At 67.4% G+C, this 16,901-nt stretch carries 16 protein-coding genes; 9 read left to right on the forward strand and 7 right to left on the reverse strand.

Going from position 1 to position 16,901, the window contains the following annotated elements; translation table 11 throughout:
- Positions 1 to 252 precede the first annotated feature (252 nt).
- From ACKI2N_RS19975 to ACKI2N_RS19990, 4 genes are all read right to left on the reverse strand, one after another.
- Positions 253 to 1,506: an MFS transporter gene (locus ACKI2N_RS19975; RefSeq protein ID WP_420998201.1), complete on the reverse strand. Its 1,254-nt coding sequence runs from the start codon at positions 1,504 to 1,506 to the stop codon at positions 253 to 255.
- 371 nt (positions 1,507 to 1,877) lie between these two features.
- Positions 1,878 to 3,452 carry a peptide chain release factor 3 gene (locus tag ACKI2N_RS19980; RefSeq protein ID WP_420998202.1) on the reverse strand — a complete coding sequence of 525 codons (1,575 nt, stop codon included), beginning with the start codon at positions 3,450 to 3,452 and terminating at the stop codon, positions 1,878 to 1,880.
- Between the two features lie 134 nt (positions 3,453 to 3,586).
- Positions 3,587 to 4,462: a YihY/virulence factor BrkB family protein gene (locus ACKI2N_RS19985; RefSeq protein ID WP_420998212.1), complete on the reverse strand. Its 876-nt coding sequence runs from the start codon at positions 4,460 to 4,462 to the stop codon at positions 3,587 to 3,589.
- A 154-nt stretch (positions 4,463 to 4,616) separates the two neighbouring features.
- A complete protein-coding gene (locus tag ACKI2N_RS19990; protein WP_420998203.1) occupies positions 4,617 to 4,781 on the reverse strand; it encodes a DUF1328 domain-containing protein in 165 nt (54 codons plus the stop codon).
- A gap of 195 nt (positions 4,782 to 4,976) precedes the next feature.
- Here ACKI2N_RS19990 and ACKI2N_RS19995 point away from each other — a divergent pair, with 195 nt between their 5' ends.
- The 8 genes from ACKI2N_RS19995 to ACKI2N_RS20030 all read left to right on the forward strand — a co-directional run bounded on the left by ACKI2N_RS19995 (position 4,977) and on the right by ACKI2N_RS20030 (position 11,966).
- Positions 4,977 to 5,126, forward strand: a complete 150-nt coding sequence (locus ACKI2N_RS19995; protein ID WP_420998204.1) for a hypothetical protein — start codon at positions 4,977 to 4,979, stop codon at positions 5,124 to 5,126.
- A gap of 469 nt (positions 5,127 to 5,595) precedes the next feature.
- Positions 5,596 to 6,144: a hypothetical protein gene (locus tag ACKI2N_RS20000; RefSeq protein ID WP_420998205.1), complete on the forward strand. Its 549-nt coding sequence runs from the start codon at positions 5,596 to 5,598 to the stop codon at positions 6,142 to 6,144.
- Positions 6,141 to 6,734 carry a hypothetical protein gene (locus ACKI2N_RS20005; protein WP_420998206.1) on the forward strand — a complete coding sequence of 198 codons (594 nt, stop codon included), beginning with the start codon at positions 6,141 to 6,143 and terminating at the stop codon, positions 6,732 to 6,734. Before ACKI2N_RS20000 ends, ACKI2N_RS20005 begins: the two co-directional genes overlap by 4 nt.
- A gap of 18 nt (positions 6,735 to 6,752) precedes the next feature.
- A complete protein-coding gene (locus ACKI2N_RS20010; protein ID WP_420998207.1) occupies positions 6,753 to 7,568 on the forward strand; it encodes a hypothetical protein in 816 nt (271 codons plus the stop codon).
- Between the two features lie 96 nt (positions 7,569 to 7,664).
- A complete protein-coding gene (locus ACKI2N_RS20015) occupies positions 7,665 to 8,357 on the forward strand; it encodes a C39 family peptidase (protein WP_420998208.1) in 693 nt (230 codons plus the stop codon).
- 1 nt (position 8,358) lies between these two features.
- Entirely contained in the window at positions 8,359 to 9,141 is a 783-nt protein-coding gene (locus tag ACKI2N_RS20020; RefSeq protein WP_420998209.1) for a hypothetical protein, read from the forward strand.
- A 58-nt stretch (positions 9,142 to 9,199) separates the two neighbouring features.
- Positions 9,200 to 10,546: a transporter gene (locus ACKI2N_RS20025; RefSeq protein ID WP_420998210.1), complete on the forward strand. Its 1,347-nt coding sequence runs from the start codon at positions 9,200 to 9,202 to the stop codon at positions 10,544 to 10,546.
- Positions 10,547 to 10,652: 106 nt separating this feature from the next.
- Positions 10,653 to 11,966 carry an IS4 family transposase gene (locus ACKI2N_RS20030; protein WP_426989789.1) on the forward strand — a complete coding sequence of 438 codons (1,314 nt, stop codon included), beginning with the start codon at positions 10,653 to 10,655 and terminating at the stop codon, positions 11,964 to 11,966.
- Between the two features lie 76 nt (positions 11,967 to 12,042).
- Here ACKI2N_RS20030 and ACKI2N_RS20035 read toward each other — a convergent pair whose 3' ends face one another.
- The 3 genes from ACKI2N_RS20035 to ACKI2N_RS20045 form a co-directional block, all read right to left on the reverse strand.
- Positions 12,043 to 13,413 carry a sigma 54-interacting transcriptional regulator gene (locus ACKI2N_RS20035; protein ID WP_420997539.1) on the reverse strand — a complete coding sequence of 457 codons (1,371 nt, stop codon included), beginning with the start codon at positions 13,411 to 13,413 and terminating at the stop codon, positions 12,043 to 12,045.
- A gap of 125 nt (positions 13,414 to 13,538) precedes the next feature.
- Positions 13,539 to 13,979, reverse strand: coding sequence for a hypothetical protein (locus ACKI2N_RS20040; protein ID WP_420997538.1), 441 nt, complete (start codon positions 13,977 to 13,979; stop codon positions 13,539 to 13,541).
- Positions 13,980 to 14,619: 640 nt separating this feature from the next.
- Positions 14,620 to 15,969 carry an NCS2 family permease gene (locus ACKI2N_RS20045; RefSeq protein WP_420997537.1) on the reverse strand — a complete coding sequence of 450 codons (1,350 nt, stop codon included), beginning with the start codon at positions 15,967 to 15,969 and terminating at the stop codon, positions 14,620 to 14,622.
- 393 nt (positions 15,970 to 16,362) lie between these two features.
- On the opposite strand from ACKI2N_RS20045, the gene ACKI2N_RS20050 reads away from it, so the two are divergent.
- Positions 16,363 to 16,566, forward strand: coding sequence for a cold-shock protein (locus tag ACKI2N_RS20050; protein ID WP_017228340.1), 204 nt, complete (start codon positions 16,363 to 16,365; stop codon positions 16,564 to 16,566).
- Positions 16,567 to 16,901: the final 335 nt, after the last annotated feature.

A 16,901-nucleotide genomic window follows, 5' to 3' on the forward strand; every position in this document is an offset into this window, starting at 1 on the left:
CCCGCGCGCGGCGGCGCAGGCGCCGCGCGAAACCGCGCCAGCCCTTATGGCGCAAGGGCTGGCGCCGGTTCGGAAAATTTCGCCGGAGGGCTGGCCGATGGCGTGCGGGCCGAGTGTGGGCAAGCGTTGGCGCAGCGCGGCCGCACGGGGCGGGCGGCGCGCAGAAACGGGTACGCTTTCGCGGTTCGGGGGGATGCGCGGGGGGATGCGTGGCACGGCGCGCGGCACCGTGCCGAAAGCAGGCGGAGGCTGTCAGGCAGCCACGGGGTGGTCGTGCAGGCGGTCGCGCTCGGCGAGCGAGGGGAACAGGCGCATCCACACCGCCACCACCACCAGCGTGCCCAGGCCGCCCAGCAGCACCGCGCCGACCGGCCCGAGCAGCGCCGCCGTGACACCCGACTCGAACTCGCCGAGCTGGTTGGAGGCGCCGATGAAGACCGAATTGACGGCGCCCACGCGCCCGCGCATCTCGTCGGGCGTGTCGAGCTGCACCAGGGTGGAACGCACCACCACGCTGATCATGTCGGAGGCGCCGAGCATGACCAGCGCCGCCATCGACAGGGGCAGCCAGCGCGAGATGCCGAACACCATGGTGGCGACGCCGAACACGGCCACCGCGCCGAACATGATGCGGCCCACGCGCCGGTTCATCGGATGGTGGGCCAGCCACAGCGCCGTGGTCAGCGCGCCGAGGGCGGGCGACGAGCGCAGCAGCCCGAGGCCCCACGGGCCGGTGTGGAGGATGTCGCGCGCGTAGATGGGCAGCAGCGCGGTGGCGCCGCCCAGCAGCACGGCGAACAGGTCCAGCGAGATGGCGCCGAGCAGCACGGGCCGGCTGCGGATATAGGCGATGCCGGCGAACAGCGTGGCGACGCTGACCGGCGTATTCACGCGCTGCGCCACCTGGCGCAGCTTGAGCGCGCTCACCAGGCAGGCGGCGATGGCGAACAGCGTGGCGCTGATGGCGTAGACCACGCCGGGGCCGGCTACATAGGCAAACCCGCCCAGCGCGGGGCCGATGATGATGGCGGTCTGCACGGCCGAGCTCGACATGGCCACCGCGCGCGGCAACTGGCGCGCCGTGACCACGCTGGGCAGCAGCGCCTGCAGCGTGGGCGTCTCGAAGGCGCGGGTGGCGCCGATCAGCGCCACGAAGACGAAGATGTGCTCGCGCGTGATCCAGCCCTTGAGGCTGGCCACCGCCATCGACGCCGCGATCAGCGCTTCCAGCGTCTGGCAGGTACGCACGATCACGCGCCGGTCGAAGCGGTCGGCCACGTGGCCCGACATCAGCAGCAGGATCACCGAGGGCAGGAACTGCACCAGCCCCACCATGCCGAGCATGAAGGGATCGCGGGTGAGGTCGTAGATCTGCCAGCCCACCGCCACCGTGAAGATCTGGTAGCCGATCGTGGTGCACAGGCGGGCGAACCAGAACAGGCGGAACGAAGGGTCGCGAAAAACGGAATCCGGCTCGGCGGCCGGAACGGTGGCAGGGGTCGACATGGATGGTGGCAAGGACGGGACAGTCGGCGGGACGGACGGCAAAGTCCCACGCGGCGGCACACAAGCAACGTGGCCAGCTCTGCCCTTGTCCCAGGGATGAACCTGGAGAAGGCCTCCCGTCTGGCCGGATGCTTGATTCCGCAAGCTTTGGATTCTATCCGAGCAGGCCGCTGCATGCATCCGCATGCAGCAAGTTCCATGTATCGACTTTGACACAATGGCGAAATAGTGCATTAATATGCACTTTAACCTATGCCTCGCTGGCTTGCCGAGTCGGCGCGTTGCAGCGATACGGCGCCTCAGGGGCCGTTTTTTCTCCCAGGCGGCGCGCAGGCTGCGCACCCGCGCCGCGGCGGCGGAAGCCCGCGGGCTCAGACGATCTCGCGCGTCTCGCGGAATTCGACCTTCGGGAAGCGCTCCTGCGTCAGGCGCAGGTTCACCATGCTCGGCGCGAGATAGACATGGTCGCCCGCGCCATCGAGCGCGACGTTGTGGCCAGCCTTTTCGATCAGCTTTTCGATCTCGGCCGGATCGCCCTTGAGCCAGCGCGCGGTGGCGCATTCGTGCGATTCGAAGATCGCGTCCACGCCGTATTCGTGCTCCAGGCGGTGGGCCACCACGTCGAACTGCAGGATGCCCACGGCGCCCAGCACGAGGTCGTTGGAGGCGATCGGGCGGAACATCTGCGTGGCGCCTTCCTCGGCCAGTTGCTGCAAGCCCTTCTGCAGCTGCTTGACCTTGAGCGGGTTGTTCAGGCGCGCGCGGCGGAAGAACTCCGGCGCGAACGAGGGGATGCCGGTGAACTTGAGCGGCTCGCCTTCGGTGAACACGTCGCCCAGGCGGATGGTGCCGTGGTTGGGCACGCCGATGATGTCGCCGGAATACGCTTCCTCGGTGGTGTTGCGGTCCTGCGCCATGAAGGTGATGGCGTTGTTGATGGCCACGGTCTTGCCGGTGGACACGTGCAGCAGCTTCATGCCGCGCTCGAAGCGGCCCGAGCACACGCGCACGAAGGCGATGCGGTCGCGGTGGCGCGGGTCCATGTTGGCCTGGATCTTGAACACGAAGCCGGTGAACTTCGGTTCGTCCGGCTCCACCACGCGGGTCTCGGTGTTGCGCGCCTGCGGCGGCGGGGCGAGTTCGCACAGCGCGTCGAGCAGCGACTGCACGCCGAAGTTGTTGATGGCCGAGCCGAAGTAGACCGGGGTCTGCTTGCCGGCCAGGAAGGCGTCCTTGTCGAACGCATGCGAGGCGCCGCGCACCAGTTCGATCTCGATGCGCAGCTCCTCTGCCTGGCTGCCCAGCATGCGGTCCAGCTCGGGGTTGTCGAGCCCGTCGACCATCGCGGAGGTGCCCTTCTCGCCGTGCGGGTCGAACAGTTGCACGCGGTCGTCGATCAGGTGGTACACGCCGCGGAAGGACTTGCCCATGCCGATGGGCCACGTCATCGGCGCGCACTGCATCTGCAGCACGTCTTCGATCTCGTCGAGCAGCTCGATGGGCGAGCGGCCTTCGCGGTCGAGCTTGTTGATGAAGGTGAGGATGGGCGTGTCGCGCAGGCGGCAGACGTTGAGCAGCTTGATGGTCTGCGCTTCCACGCCGTTGACCGAGTCGATCACCATCACCGCGGAGTCCACCGCGGTCAGCGTGCGGTAGGTGTCTTCGGAGAAGTCTTCGTGGCCCGGGGTGTCGAGCAGGTTGACGATGTTCTCGCGGTACGGGAACTGCATCACCGAGGAGGTCACCGAGATGCCGCGCTGCTTTTCCAGTTCCATCCAGTCGGAGGTGGCGTGGCGGTCGGCCTTGCGCGCGCGCACTTCGCCGGCGACCTGGATGGCGCCGCCGAACCACAGCAGTTTTTCGGTCAGGGTCGTCTTACCCGCGTCAGGGTGCGAAATGATGGCAAAGGTGCGACGACGCGCAATTTCGGATACGAGCGAGCTCACGGCGGTGGATTCTGCAAACGGAAGATGGAAAGGCCCGGGGCGCAGCGGGCCGGCGCCAGGGGCCGGCGGGACCATCAGCTTGCGGTCGGGGCGCCGGGCACTGCGGGCATGCACGAAGGGAATCGGGCGGTATTTTACCGGTTCGCGGGACCGGCGGCGCGCGGATCGGCCGGCGGGCCGGCGTTTTGCCCCCGCAGGCTGCCGAATTGCAGCGCGTACTGGCGCGTCAGCTCTGCGCCGAAGAAGAAGATTTGCGCCGAGTAATACACCCACAACATCAGCGCCACCACCGAGCCGGCGGCGCCGTACGAAGACGCCACCGCGCTGTTGCCGAGGTACAGGCCGATCAGCCGCTTGCCCACCGCGAACAGCATGGCGGTGATGACGGCGCCCATGATGACGTCGCGCCAGGCGATGCGTGCGTTGGGCAGCATCTTGAAGATCACCGCGAACAGCAGCGTGACCACGCCGAACGAAAACGCGGTGGAAAGCACATCGGCCACCGGCGCGAACCAGGACTGCGTCCACATCTGCCCCCAGAAGCGGTCCACCACCGCCAGCGCGGCATTGACGATCAGGGACACCAGCAGCATGAAGGCCAGCACCAGCACCAGGCTGAACGACAGCAGCCGCGCGCGCAGCAACTGCTGCCAGCCCGCGCCCTGCGGCGCCGGCGCGGCCCAGATCTCGTCCAGGCTGCCCTTGAGCTCGGCGAAGGCGCTGGTGGCGCCCACGAACAGGATGCCGGTGGCGATGGCGGCGGCCACCGCGCCGCCGCCGGCGCGATGCGTGGCGGCCAGGATCTGCTGGATGGCGGCCGCGCCCTGTTCTCCGACCAGCCCGTCGATCTGGGCGAAGATCTCGCCACGCGCGGCCTCGGCGCCGAAGAAGATGCCGGCGATGGAAATCACCAGCACCAGGATCGGCGCCAGCGAGAACAGCATGTAGAACGACAGCGCCGCGCCCTTGCTGGCGGCGCGGTGGGCCACCCAGGCGCGGATCGAGGCCATCACCACGCTGGCGGTGCGCGCGGCGGTGTGGCGGTCGGGCAGCCAGTGGCCCGGGCGGGGCCTCGGTGGCTTGGGGTCGAGGGGGCGGCGGGGAGAATCGGCGGGATTCACGCGCGCGTCCGGAAATGTGGCCGCATGGGCTGGATAGTCACCGCTAGCGCTCCTTGCGCAGGCCCCAGATGAGCGACACCGCGAACAGCACCAGGAAGATGATGAACAGCAGCTTGGCCACCTGGGCCGCCCCGGCGGAGATACCGCCGAAGCCGAACAGCGCGGCAATCACGGCGACCACGAAGAAAAGCACGGCATAGCGCAACATGATGAGACTCCAATAAGGCCTCTCCCGCTTTATGTCTGCGTCCGAGCGTCCATGATACAGCCGCCCGCGCGCTTTGCCCAAGCGCGGGCCGCGCGCCAGCGGCTAGACTGGAAACCGGAAGGCACGCGGGCAGCGCTCGCGCCGGCCGCCGTCCTTCCGGGCATTTCCCCTCGAACCCTGTCAGAAGGAGGCACCATGAACCGGATCACCGCGCGCTGCCTGGGCATTGCCGTCTTCCTGGCGCTCGGCGTGCTTGCCGCCACCGGCTGCGAACGCAGCCAGCCGGGCCCGAAACCGATCTCCGGCGACATGGCCCAACAGGCCAGCGCCGCGCCGGCGCGCTAGGCACGCGCAAACCCGCGCCGCGGCGCGGTTTCCGGGGGCAGCGGACACGCTCGCATGGACCGCCCCTCCCTCCCCCGCCCCCGCGCCGCGTCTTGCACGCTGGCCGGACCCTTCCCGCGCCGTCCGCGAGCACCCGGCGTACCCGTTTCTGCGTGAATGCCACGGGCCGCGGCAAGGCCGGCAAGCCTGCGCGCGGCCTGTCACACCCCTGCAACCAACACCGGGCCGCCGCGCTTGCCGCGGATGACGCGGCCCGGCCCCTGATCCGGCAACGCCGTGCGGCCGATCGGCGCCCGCGGGCCGCCAGCCACGCCGCCGACGGCGTGTTTCAGCGCTGCAACCGAAATGTCCCCCCATTCGTGGGGCACTTCGCGGCGCGCCCTCCGGCCACCCGCAAACCGGCACCGGTGCTGGCTTTGCGGGAATTGGCATGCTTGTCGCTCTGTGCTGGGCAGGGAGACATAAAAAAATGACGCGACGAGTCCAACAACGCGGGAGTGAGTTCTGCCATGCGTCAGCCGCCTGCGCGTATGACGGCACGAAGGCGCTCGCATCGGCTGGCGCGGCCTGCGCCGTCGGTGTTGCAGCTTTTGTCGCCGCCCTTGCTCCCCTCTGCGCGATTGCCGGCGCGGGCGACATCGTCGTTCTGCGCAGCGTCGAGCCGCGCATTGCCTATCGCGGCGTTCCGCCGGGGGACCTGCCGATAGCCGCCGCGGTCGAGCCGTTTCCGTCCCGGCGCTTCCAGCAATCCGCCGCCGCCGTGGTGAGCGACCTGACCGACAGCGATCTCGCTGCGGCGGTGGGCCGCAGCCCGGCGGGCAGCGCCATGCCCGGCGCCAGCCAGGCCGCGCCGGGACGGCTTGCCGGCCTGCCAGCCCAGGTCGAAGGGCTGGCCGCAGGCGGCGCCACCGCCGCAGTCGCGGGCGGCATCGCCGGGCAGGTGGCGCAGGCTACCGGCAACATGAGCGCTGCCTTGCTGCGCGGTCTGGCGCCGCTGGCCGCAGGGGCCCGGCCATGACGCCGGCGCACGCCATCGCCTGCGCCGCGCTGGCGCTGGCGCTGGGCGGCATGCCCGCGCGCGCGCAGGTGGCGGGCGTGGACAACGCCCGTATCGACCCGGGCGCCCTGGCCGGCGTGGCCGGGCGTGCTGCCGTCAACGTGGCCGCCGGCGCCGGCAATGCGCAGAGCAACCAGGCCGCGCTCTCCACCGATGCCGCCGCGGTGCACTTGCAGCAGCGCGCCGCGGCCGCCGCGCCGGCGGCCGGCGCCACCAGCCAGGTCGGCAGCGGCGCCTTTGCCAACGGCAGCGGGCTGCTCTCGGCCAACGTGGCCAGCGGCAACGGCAATCTGCAGAGCAATGCGGCGGTGCTGGCGCCGTCCGCGTCGGTGAGGATCGAGGCGATCCCGGACGGCCTGCTGGCGGCCGAATCGGCCGGCGGGAGCCGCCCGGGTCCGGCGGGCCGCGCACCGGGACCGCGCGCGGCAGTCGTCCAGCCGGATGCCTACCGCAACGCAAGCGGCCTGGTGCAACTGAACCAGACCGCGGGATCGGGCAATGTCTCGTCCAACGTTTTTGTGCTCCGTCCCCCGGCGGGCACTTTTTTCTAGCAAGGGAAGGAGAAGATCATGAAAACGAGAATCCTCGCCATCGTAGCGATGGCCGCGCTTTCCGCCAGTATTTCCCTCAGCACGTTCGCCGGCGGCTTCAGCTATTTCGATCGTCCCGACGACGCCGACATCTTCAACCAGACCGCCATCAGCAACGACATCTACGTGCGCGGCTTCGGCTTCGCCTGGGGGGACATCCGCTTCAAGTCCGAGTCGGGCGCGGTGGTCAACAGCCAGCAGAGCGCGCGCGACAACAATGTGCGCATCGGCCCGTCGAGCAATGCCGCCTTCGGCGGCGGCAACGCGCTGGCCAACGCGCAGGGCAATATCGGCGCGAACATCTCCGCCGGCGCCGGCAACGGGCAATCCAACCAGGCCGCGCTGGCGAGCATCGACGCCTCCGACGTGTTCGCCTCCGCGCAGGTCTTCTCCAGCCAGAAGACCGGCGGCAACGGCGTGCGCATGGCCGGCGCGGCGAACAGCGCCACCATGGGCGACAGCATGCTTGCCGGCGCCAAGGGCAATGTCGGCGTGAACATCGCCGCCGGGGCCGGCAACCTGCAGAGCAATGCGCTGGCGGCTTCGGTCAATACCGGCAGCGGCACCACCAGCCGCGGCGGCCAGCCGGTCGGCGTGCTGGCCAGGGCGACCGCCTCCAACGACCAGTCCACCTACGGCAATGACCTGTCGATGTGCGGCTGCCGGCCGAGCAACGCCGCATCGCTGAGCGGCGGCGCGCTGGCCAATGCGGTGGGCAATATCGGCGTGAACATTTCCGCCGGCGCCGGCAACGCGCAGAGCAACGGCCTCGCCATCTCCACGGCGGCGCACTGAGCGCGCCAGCGCGGCACTGCGGGACAGAGCAAGACGCGGCAGGAGAGCCTGGCACCGGGGGGTACCGGCTCATCCCGTCCGAGGGAGGAAAACAAGATGCGCGCGCTATTTCGCGTGACCGGGGCATGCCTGCTGCTGGCGGCTGCCTGCAGCGCCAGCGGGCAGGGCACGATGACCATCAACCTCGATGGCCAGGCCATGCTCAGGAAGCCGGTCAGGAGCATGCTGGAGATGCGCTACCAGAACATGATGCGCCAGCAGCTCGACTTCAGTTGCGGCGCGGCGGCGGTGGGCACGCTGTTACGCTACGGTTACGGCTTCGACCTGGCCGAGCCGAAGATCGTGGAGGACATGCTGCGCATCTCGGATGCCGACACCGTCCTCAAGAACGGCTTCTCCATGCTCGACATGCGCAACTACGTGGAGACGCTGGGGCTGCGCGGACGCGGCTTCCGCGTGGACTACGGCGCGCTGCGCCAGCTCAAGATCCCGGTCATCACGCTGCTCGACGTCAACGGCTACCTGCACTTCGTGGTGGTGCGCAGGGCCATCGACGGGCGTGTGTTCGTGGCGGACCCGGCGCTCGGCAACCGCATCATCAAGGAGGAGGATTTCGCCGCCAACTGGAACGGGCTGGTGTTCGCCATCGTGGGCCGTCCGTTCGATCCGAATTCGCCGCTGCTGGACTTTACGGCGCCGGCCTTGCGCGACCGGACCAACGCCGCGCTGGCCGGGGGCATGGTGCCGGCGGCGCTGGATTTCGGCCTGATCCGGATGGACTATTTCTGACATGGGCACGGCACTGCGCCTGTTCTGCCTGAGCTGCGCCGCCGGCGTGGCGATGGCTGCCGCGGCGCCGGCGCGGGCAGCCACCGCCGACGACGACCTCACCGACATCGTCGGTGCGCGGACGATGGCCGAGCTGGTGCCGGACGACGAACTGGCGGGCGTGCGCGGCAAATACCTGGGGGCAAGCCTGGTCAGCGGCTTCATGGTGGAGATGGTGTCGCGCTGGCAGAACGACAGCGCGGTCGCCACGGCCACCGCGCGCGTGGCGGCGGCCAACCTGGCGGCGGGCGCCGCCGTGGCGCAGGCAAGTGCGAGCCTGTCGGCGCGGGTGCAGAGCCTGGGCGGCGGCACGGTGCAGGGCAACGGCGGCGTGGCCAGCTCGGCCGTGCAGGCAGCGGGCGTGGGACAGGTGACGCAGATCGCCGGCGACGGCAACTCGGTCAGCAACGTCAGTGCCATCACCACGCAGACCGCGCCCATCGCGGTGCCCGCAGTTGGCGGCAACGGCACCGCGCCGCAGTACGCGCAGGCCAACGGCATGACCGCCACCGCGGCGGTCACACCCGGCGGCGGCGTCTCGGTGGCGATCCAGTCGGCCGCCGGCAGCGCGCTGCAGAACGCGCAGGGCGGCGGCCTGATGCAGACCGCGCGCATCACCGGCGACGCACAACAGGTGCTCAACCTCACCAACATCACGCTGCAAGTACAGCAACCGACGAGCCGGCAACTGACGCAAACGAGCATGCGTGACGCGCTAGCGGCGATCGCATCGATGCGACGATAATCGCTGCATGCGGGGTGGCGCGCCCGCTTCACGCGTATTCAGATTTCCGGGGGGAAAGATGAAGACCGAATTCGCTGTGCTGGGTACCCTGGCGGGCACCCTGCTCTCCACGGGCGTGTGCGGGCAGGCCGGTGCCCCGCAGCCCGGAGCGGACGAGCGGATTGAACGGCTGGCAGAACTGGTCGAGAAACAGGAACAGACCATCAAGGCTCTCGAGCGGCGCCTGAACGAGCTGGAAATGGCCGGGGCGCGCGGCCGGGGGGTAACGGGGGGAACGGGGGGAACGGGGAGCAGTGCCAACGGGAACGCCGGCGGTGGCATGGCCGCTGCCGGCGTTCCCTCCCTGGCACAGGACGCGGAACCGGCCGCGCCAGCCGGCGGCAGCCGCGCGGGCAATGACGCGGGCACCCCGGTGGTGGGTGCCGACGCGCGCGAGACGCAGCAGCAGGCGCGCGTGCAAAGCAAGGACCTGGTCTATCAGACCGAGCATGCGCCCTTGTTCGAGCGGCGCCTGACCATCGACAGCGGTTTCGTCTACAGCTACTACGACCGGCGCGCGTTGTCGCTGTCGGGCTTTCTGGCGCTCGATGCGATCTTCCTCGGCACCATCAACCTGAACCAGACCAAGTCGCACACGCTCACGTACGACACCATCTTCCGCTATGGCCTGACCGACCGCCTGTCGATGGACTTCGACCTGCCGGTGACATACCGCAATACCAACTTCATTTCGGGCGGGGCGGGCGGGTCCGCGTCAAGCTTATCCGATGCCACGCTCAGCACCACGGCGCTGGGCGACATCAGCATGGGCGTGTATTACCAGTTCCTGCGCGAGAGCGGCGCCGTGCCGGACGTGGTGGGCAGCGTGCGCGTGCGCGCGCCTACCGGGCGCACGCCGTTCGGCATCAAGCTGGTGTCGGCCGACCCGAACAACGACAATCTCAACGTCGCCGCCCAGTTGCCGACCGGCAACGGCGTGTGGGCGGTCACGGCGGGCCTGTCGGTGCTCAAGACCTACGACCCGGTGGTGCTGTTCGCCAATGCCAGCTATACCTACAACATCCCGCGCTCGGTAAGCGATATCTCGTCGGTGCAGGGCGAGGTCATGCCGGCCGACGTGAAGCTGGGCGACACCATCGGCTTCGGCGGCGGCCTGGCGCTCGCGCTCAACGACCGCACCTCGATGTCGCTGGCCTTCAACGCGGCGCTGTCGGGCAGCACGCAGGTCACTACCGCGGGCGTGAGGCAGACGGTGGTGGGCAGCCGCGCCAACGTGGCTACCATGACGTTCGGCTTCAACCACGTCATCACCAAGGGACTGTCGGTCAGCACCGCGTTCGGCATCGGCCTGACGCCGGACGCGCCGAACTACACGGTATCGCTGCGCTTTCCCTATACGTTCTGAGCACGCATGAAAAAGCGGGCCTGGACCCCAATGCCAGTTAGTTAAGCCAGAGCGAATGTGACTTGGAGTAAAAAGGGAGCGTGTTGACCACGCTCCCTTTTTTGCTTTGAACCTGCTGCAGACCACCCTGAACGAGACGTTGGAAGCACTGCCTGCCAACGGGATAGCCGAGTTGAGCGCGCTGCTGGATCCGGCCTGGATAGAACAAGCGCTTGAAGCCACGGGCAAGGCATCGATACGCCGACGCAAGCTGCCCGCCGAACACGCCGTGTGGCTGGTAATCGGTCTGGCGCTGTTTCGTCACATGCCGCTGTGGCAAGTGGTGCAGGAGATGGCGCTGACGCTGGACAGCAAGGAACTGCCCGCGCCCAGCGCCAGCGTGCAGGTTCGCCAGCGGTTGGGGGCGCAGCCCATGGCGCACTTGTTTGCCCTGCTCGCCAACGCCTGGGGCCGCGCCCATGCGGTGCACGCGGGAAAGTTGCGCGTGCTGGCGGCCGATGGCGTGGTCTGGTCAGCCCCGGACAGCAAGGACAACCGCCAGGAGTTGGGCAGCGGCCAGACGCAATATGGCCCCCAGCCCTGGCCCATGGTGCGCGCCGTATGCCTGCTGGACACCGACAGCCATGAACTGCTCGATGCCCAATTGGGGGGCTACGGCTGTGGCGAGCTGACGTTGGCGGCCGATCTGCGCGGCCTGGATCACTCGATCACCTTGTTCGACCGTGCCTACTTCAGCGCCGCGTTCCTGCTGCGCTGGCAGCAAGTGGGCGAGCAGCGCCACTGGCTCATGCGCGCCAAGGACAATCTGCGCCACGAGGTGGTGCAGGTATTGGGCCAGGGTGATTGGCTGATCCGCATGCCCGTGTCGCCACGCGCCAGGAAGATGCATCCAGAACTGCCCAGCCATTGGCAGGCCCGGCTGATCGAGGTGAGCGTTGGTGGCAAGATCAGGCGCTTCATCACCTCGATGCTGGATTCTGAGCGGTTTGCCGCCGTGCCACTGGCGCAGTTGTACCGCCAGCGCTGGGAGGTCGAGTTGGGGTTTCGGGAAATCAAGCAATCACTGCAACAAGGTCGAGCCGTGTTGCGCAGCAAACAGCCCGAGTTGGTCAAGCAGGAAGTCTGGGGCGTGCTGATTGCCTACACACTGCTGCGCCGATGGATGCGCCTGATGGCCCAGCACGCGGGTGTCGAGCCGAGCCGCATCAGCTTCCACACGGCGCGCCACGCCATCACGGGGGCGATCAACACGGTCCATCTGGCGCGCGCTGGTGCCTTGCCTGAACTCTTGCAGCGGCTGCTGGAGCAAGCCCGCTACTTCGTGCTCCCGCCTCGCCGCACCGGGCGCTCATTCCCGCGCGAGGTTAAGCGCTCTCGCAGCAAGTTCCCAACAAAAAATGCCAGTCAGCGGGCTAACTGACTGGCATTGGGCCTGGACCCGCTTTTTTCGTTGGCGCGCCGCGCGCCTGCCGCTGTCTGCCCCGGCGATCCGCCTGCTATTCGCCCGCGCCGGGGCGTGCCTCGATGCGGATGTTGTGCTTGTGCATCAGCCGGTAGAGCGTGACCCGCGACACGTTGAGCTCGCGCGCGGCGGGCACCACGTGAAAGCCATGGCTTGCCATCACGGTGCGGATCGCCTCGCGCTCGGCTTCCTCGCGGATGGCGTCCAGCGTCTTGCGCGGGGTGTCGGTGCCGCCGTGCAGCTGCAGGTCTTCCGCGGTGATCTTGCGGTTGTCCGTCATCACGATGGCGCGCCGCACCCGGTTGATCAGCTCGCGCACGTTGCCCGGCCATTCGTATTGCATCATCGCCTGCGTGGAACACGGCGAGAAGCCACGGATGCGCCGGTGCGCCTCGTGCCCGTGCTCGGCGAGCACCGCGTTGGCCAGCAGCAGGATGTCCTCGCCGCGCTCGCGCAGGGGCGGGATCGACAAGGTCAGCACGCACAGCCGGTGGAACAGGTCGGCACGGAAGCGGCCATCCGATTGCGCCGCCACCAGGTCCACGTGCGTGGCCGAGATGATGCGCAGGTCCAGCGGGATCGACTGGTGGCCGCCGAGGCGGGTGATGGTGCCTTGCTGCAGGAAGCGCAGCAGCGCGACCTGGCTTTCCAGTGGCAGATCGCCGATTTCGTCGAGGAACAGGGTGCCACCCTGCGCCTGCTCGATCCAGCCGATCTTGCGCTGGTTGGCGCCCGTGAACGCGCCTTTCTCGTAGCCGAACAGCTCGGACTGCACCAGGTGCGGCGGGATCGCGCCGCAATTGATGGCCACGAACGGTCCCTTGCGCCGGCTGGACGCCTCGTGCACGGCCTGCGCCGCCAGCTCCTTGCCGGTGCCCGATTCGCCGGAGATGAAGACCGGCGCCTCGTTGTGCGCCACCTTCGCGAGCGAGCGGAACATGGCGCGCATGGCCGCGCACTCCCCGATCATCGGGCCGTGCCCGATCAGCTCGTGGCTGCGCGCGCCGTGCAGGCAGGCCATGCCGTGCGCATGCTTGAGGGTGTAGAGCAGTTCGCTGAACGAGAACGGCGTGCGCACGTAGTCCACGCAGTAATCGCGGATCAGGCGGCGCACGCGCTCGTCCTCGAGCATGCGCGAAGACGTGATCGCCACCCACATCACGTGCAGGTATTGCAGGCTTTGCTCGAGCTGCGCCAGCTCGGCATCGCTGTATTCGCTTTCGAGATCGAGCACGCCGGCCATCGGCGCGCTGCCTCTCACCACGCGGCTCAGGTCGCGGATCTGCTGGATATGGCGGATCTCCCAGCCAGAGCCGAACTGGGCCGGATCGAATCCAAAGGGTTCATGGCGCGACACGACCAGCACCTGTGCGGTGCGTGTCGCCACCTTGCACAGTCGGTCCATAGCGTTCTCCCTGCCGTTGAGCATCTTGACTACTCGGGCTTCTACCGCGGCCGCGCTGCGATGCGGGCCTTGCGTGCGGTCAAGCGGAGTCGGTTGGGGGACTTCCCCCATGCGCAACGTCGGCATTACGGCCTGGACAGACTGCGGGACTGCTCTCCGAGAATGGCGTCGTGCTCGCCGCCGGCCAGGAGCTGGTCGCGGATGCGCCGGCGCACCTGGTCTTTCTCGCGCAGCAGTTCGCTGCGCGGCGCGTCGGGAGACTGGCCGGAGTAACGGTAGTAGAGGGTCTTGTAGGTAAGCTGGCTGAGGATCCATTCCTGGAGCAGCGAGCGCTGGCGCGACAGTTCGCCCTCGAGTGAGCGCTGGCGCTGCAGCAATTGTTCGATGGCGGCACGCGCAGGCGCCGGCAGCATGCAGTCCTGGCTCAGGAAATCCTCGACGGCGCTGGTGGCCGGGTCGGTGCGCTCGGTGATGCGGTGTCGGCGTGGCGTTTCGGCAGCAGCTTCTCCGAGAGCTGCCCAGGCGCGATGAATGGAAAGGCTGGCTGACTCGCTGATGGGCCCCATAGCGGGTCGCCGGATTTCTCCTGCATTCATGATGTGATCCCCGTTGAACAACACCCCCGGCACTACACGTTCGCGATTACCACTTATCTTTCATCTTGTTTTAGTTGCTTTCTTGCGGGGCATGCGTGTATCCGCGTGCTCCCTTTTCGTGGTGGCGAAGCCATCTGGACAATGGTCTGCTCGGTCAGTCCTTGGCCGTTCTGCGGGCGCCGGACTTTTCTTTCCGTCGTTATCTCAGGTACCGCATTGCGCCAGCCGGCGCCGCTCCGGAACGCCGGAGTCAAGAAGGGGCGCCCTCGAAGCGCCCCGCTGTTTGCCACGACTCTAGTTCAGTGCATTTGCGACGGTTTGTCCAGCCCTCAGTATGGGGGCTCAGTCCAATATCATCCTTTAGTATGAGCACGTTTCCGCACACAGACTGGCTCTCGAGGTAATTAGGCACTTACATTTCACGCAGAAACAGGTACGGTTTCCGTTGCGCGGTGCGCACGCCGATGGCGATTCAGGCACGCAGAAACGGGTACGGGGGCGACACCCGGAAGATCGCGGAATGGGCCGCGGCGCCCCGCAGAAACGGGTACGCGCAGGCGCGCGGCCCGCCCGTCAGGCGCCGCATGGGGGCCGCGCCGGACCGGGAAGTTCAGTGGCCGGGCAGATAGTAGAACTTGAAGACGAACACCGCGGCAATGATCCACACCATGATCGGCACGGTTCTGGCGCGGCCGGTCAACAGCTTGAGTCCGGCATAGGTGATGAAGCCGAATGCCACGCCGTTGGCCACCGAGTAGGTGAACGGCATGCCCAGGGCCGTCAGCACCGCGGGGACGACCTCGGTCGCGTCGGTCCAGTCCAGGTCGACCAGCTCGCGCAGCATGAGGCAGGAGACATACAGCAAGGCCGGGGCCGTGGCATAGCCTGGCACCGTGCCGGCCAATGGCGCGATGAACAGGCACGCGAGGAAGAGCACCGCCACGGTCACCGCCGTCAGGCCCGTGCGCCCGCCCGCCTGAACGCCCGAAGCGCTCTCGATATAGGCCGTGGTGGACGACGTGCCGAGGAGCGAGCCGGCCATGATGGCCGTGCTGTCTGCCATCAGCGCCTTGTTCAGGCGATCCATCTTGCCCGCCTTGAGCAGGCCGGCGCGATTGGCCACCCCCATCAGAGTGCCGGTCGCGTCGAACAGCTCCACCAGGAAGAACACCAGCACCACGTTGACGATGCCGATGGAAAGCGCGGCGGAGATATCCAGCTTGAGCAGTGTGGGGGCAACGGAGGGCGGCGCGGAAAACACGCCGTGGAAGGTGTTGTCGCCAACCACGAAGCTGAGGACGGTGGTCAGCAGGATGCCGATCAGGATCGCGCCTTTGACCTTGAGGTGATCGAGCGCGACGATGACGAAGAAACCCACGATGGCAAGGACGGCGGGAATCTGGTGCAGGTCGCCGATGGTGACGAGCGTGGCCGGGCTGGCCACCACGATACCCGCGTTCTTCAGTGCCACGATGGCAAGGAAGAGGCCGATGCCCGCGGTGATGGCGACACGGATCGAATGCGGGATGCCGTTGACGATCAACTCCCGCACGCGGAACAAGGTCACCAGCAGAAACAGGCAGCCCGAGATGAACACGGCACCGAGCGCGGCCTGCCACGGAAAGCCCATGCCCTTGACCACGGTGTACGCGAAATAGGCATTCAGCCCCATGCCCGGTGCCATGGCGATCGGGTAGTTGGCGTAGAGACCCATGATGAGGGTGCCGATCGCGGCCGCCACGCAGGTGGCCACGAACACCGCATCCTTGGGCATGCCCGCGTCGCCCAGGATGCTTGGATTGACGAAGATGATGTAAGCCATCGTCAGGAAGGTGGTCAGCCCGGCCAGCAGCTCGGTGCGGACGTCGGTCTGGTGCTCGCTCAGCTTGAACAGCCGCTCGACGAGCGACGGGCTGGCGGAGGCCGTGGAACGGTTGCCAAAGGGTTCCTGTGTCGGCATGGAGGCTCCTGTCGTCTTATTGTGTGGTGTGCTCGGGTTTCAGGCCGATTGTGGGCTATGCTGCCGGCCCGCGAGCGGCGCCGGACCGACGGTATTCTGTTACCGATTCTTGCTCTTGGCGGTGGTGCTCCGGAATATCTGGCATACAAAATATGTGGCGACCGGACGCGCCGCCGCGGTGAATCCGGGCAGACATCCAGAATCTCCCTACCTTGACGCTGGCGCTAATCCACCGTATAAACGCCGCTAGATTCAAGCGACGAGGCAACAGCACATTCGTTAGCCACCGTCATGGTACTTCCGTTGTCCATGGTGTCCTTTCCTTGAGTTGCTTTGCTGGATATGCGTGAGCTATCCGTTTCTTTTTAAATTTTTGTCAGGAAAAGCAATACCATGCAAACCGGTATCGTTAAATGGTTCAACGACGCCAAGGGCTTCGGTTTCATCAAGCCGGACGCAGGCGGTGACGATCTCTTCGCACACTTCTCTGAAATCCGTGCCGACGGTTTCAAGTCGCTGCAGGAAAACCAACGCGTGTCGTTCGAAGTCAAGAACGGCCCGAAGGGTCTGCAAGCTGCGAACATCACGCCGCTGTAAGCAGTAGACTGGCACTCCGCCTGGAGTGCAGACCAGTCAAGAAACCCCGCCTTCCGAGGCGGGGTTTTTTTTGCCCTGCGAGGACGCATGCGGTCCGGCTTTCTGCTGCCTGGCCTTGCCGCCCGACCGCTCCTCGCGCCTCCCGGGAAGCCATCTGGATTCGCCGGCCTTCTCTCCCCGTGCGCAGAAGAGGACTCCGCGCATGGTCCGCAGAAACGGGTACGGCCTGGGCTTGCCCGACCCCCTGTCGCCTTCCCGGAGAGCCAGCTCGAAGCCCGCAGAAACAGGTACGGTTTGCCCGAACCGAACCGGTCGTTGCCCTCGGCCAGGGAAAT

The sequence above is a fragment of the Cupriavidus sp. 30B13 genome (genome assembly GCF_049059565.2).
Classification (GTDB): domain Bacteria; phylum Pseudomonadota; class Gammaproteobacteria; order Burkholderiales; family Burkholderiaceae; genus Cupriavidus.

Coding starts and splice junctions, on each gene's coding strand:
- ACKI2N_RS19975 (WP_420998201.1), bottom strand. CDS start 1,506: ATGTCGACCCCTGCCACCGTTCCGGCCGCCGAGCCGGATTCCGTTTTT.
- ACKI2N_RS19985 (WP_420998212.1), bottom strand. CDS start 4,462: ATGGCCTCGATCCGCGCCTGGGTGGCCCACCGCGCCGCCAGCAAGGGC.
- ACKI2N_RS19990 (WP_420998203.1), bottom strand. CDS start 4,781: ATGTTGCGCTATGCCGTGCTTTTCTTCGTGGTCGCCGTGATTGCCGCG.
- ACKI2N_RS19995 (WP_420998204.1), top strand. CDS start 4,977: ATGAACCGGATCACCGCGCGCTGCCTGGGCATTGCCGTCTTCCTGGCG.
- ACKI2N_RS20000 (WP_420998205.1), top strand. CDS start 5,596: ATGACGCGACGAGTCCAACAACGCGGGAGTGAGTTCTGCCATGCGTCA.
- ACKI2N_RS20005 (WP_420998206.1), top strand. CDS start 6,141: ATGACGCCGGCGCACGCCATCGCCTGCGCCGCGCTGGCGCTGGCGCTG.
- ACKI2N_RS20010 (WP_420998207.1), top strand. CDS start 6,753: ATGAAAACGAGAATCCTCGCCATCGTAGCGATGGCCGCGCTTTCCGCC.
- ACKI2N_RS20015 (WP_420998208.1), top strand. CDS start 7,665: ATGCGCGCGCTATTTCGCGTGACCGGGGCATGCCTGCTGCTGGCGGCT.
- ACKI2N_RS20020 (WP_420998209.1), top strand. CDS start 8,359: ATGGGCACGGCACTGCGCCTGTTCTGCCTGAGCTGCGCCGCCGGCGTG.
- ACKI2N_RS20025 (WP_420998210.1), top strand. CDS start 9,200: ATGAAGACCGAATTCGCTGTGCTGGGTACCCTGGCGGGCACCCTGCTC.
- ACKI2N_RS20035 (WP_420997539.1), bottom strand. CDS start 13,413: ATGGACCGACTGTGCAAGGTGGCGACACGCACCGCACAGGTGCTGGTC.
- ACKI2N_RS20040 (WP_420997538.1), bottom strand. CDS start 13,979: ATGGGGCCCATCAGCGAGTCAGCCAGCCTTTCCATTCATCGCGCCTGG.
- ACKI2N_RS20045 (WP_420997537.1), bottom strand. CDS start 15,969: ATGCCGACACAGGAACCCTTTGGCAACCGTTCCACGGCCTCCGCCAGC.
- ACKI2N_RS20050 (WP_017228340.1), top strand. CDS start 16,363: ATGCAAACCGGTATCGTTAAATGGTTCAACGACGCCAAGGGCTTCGGT.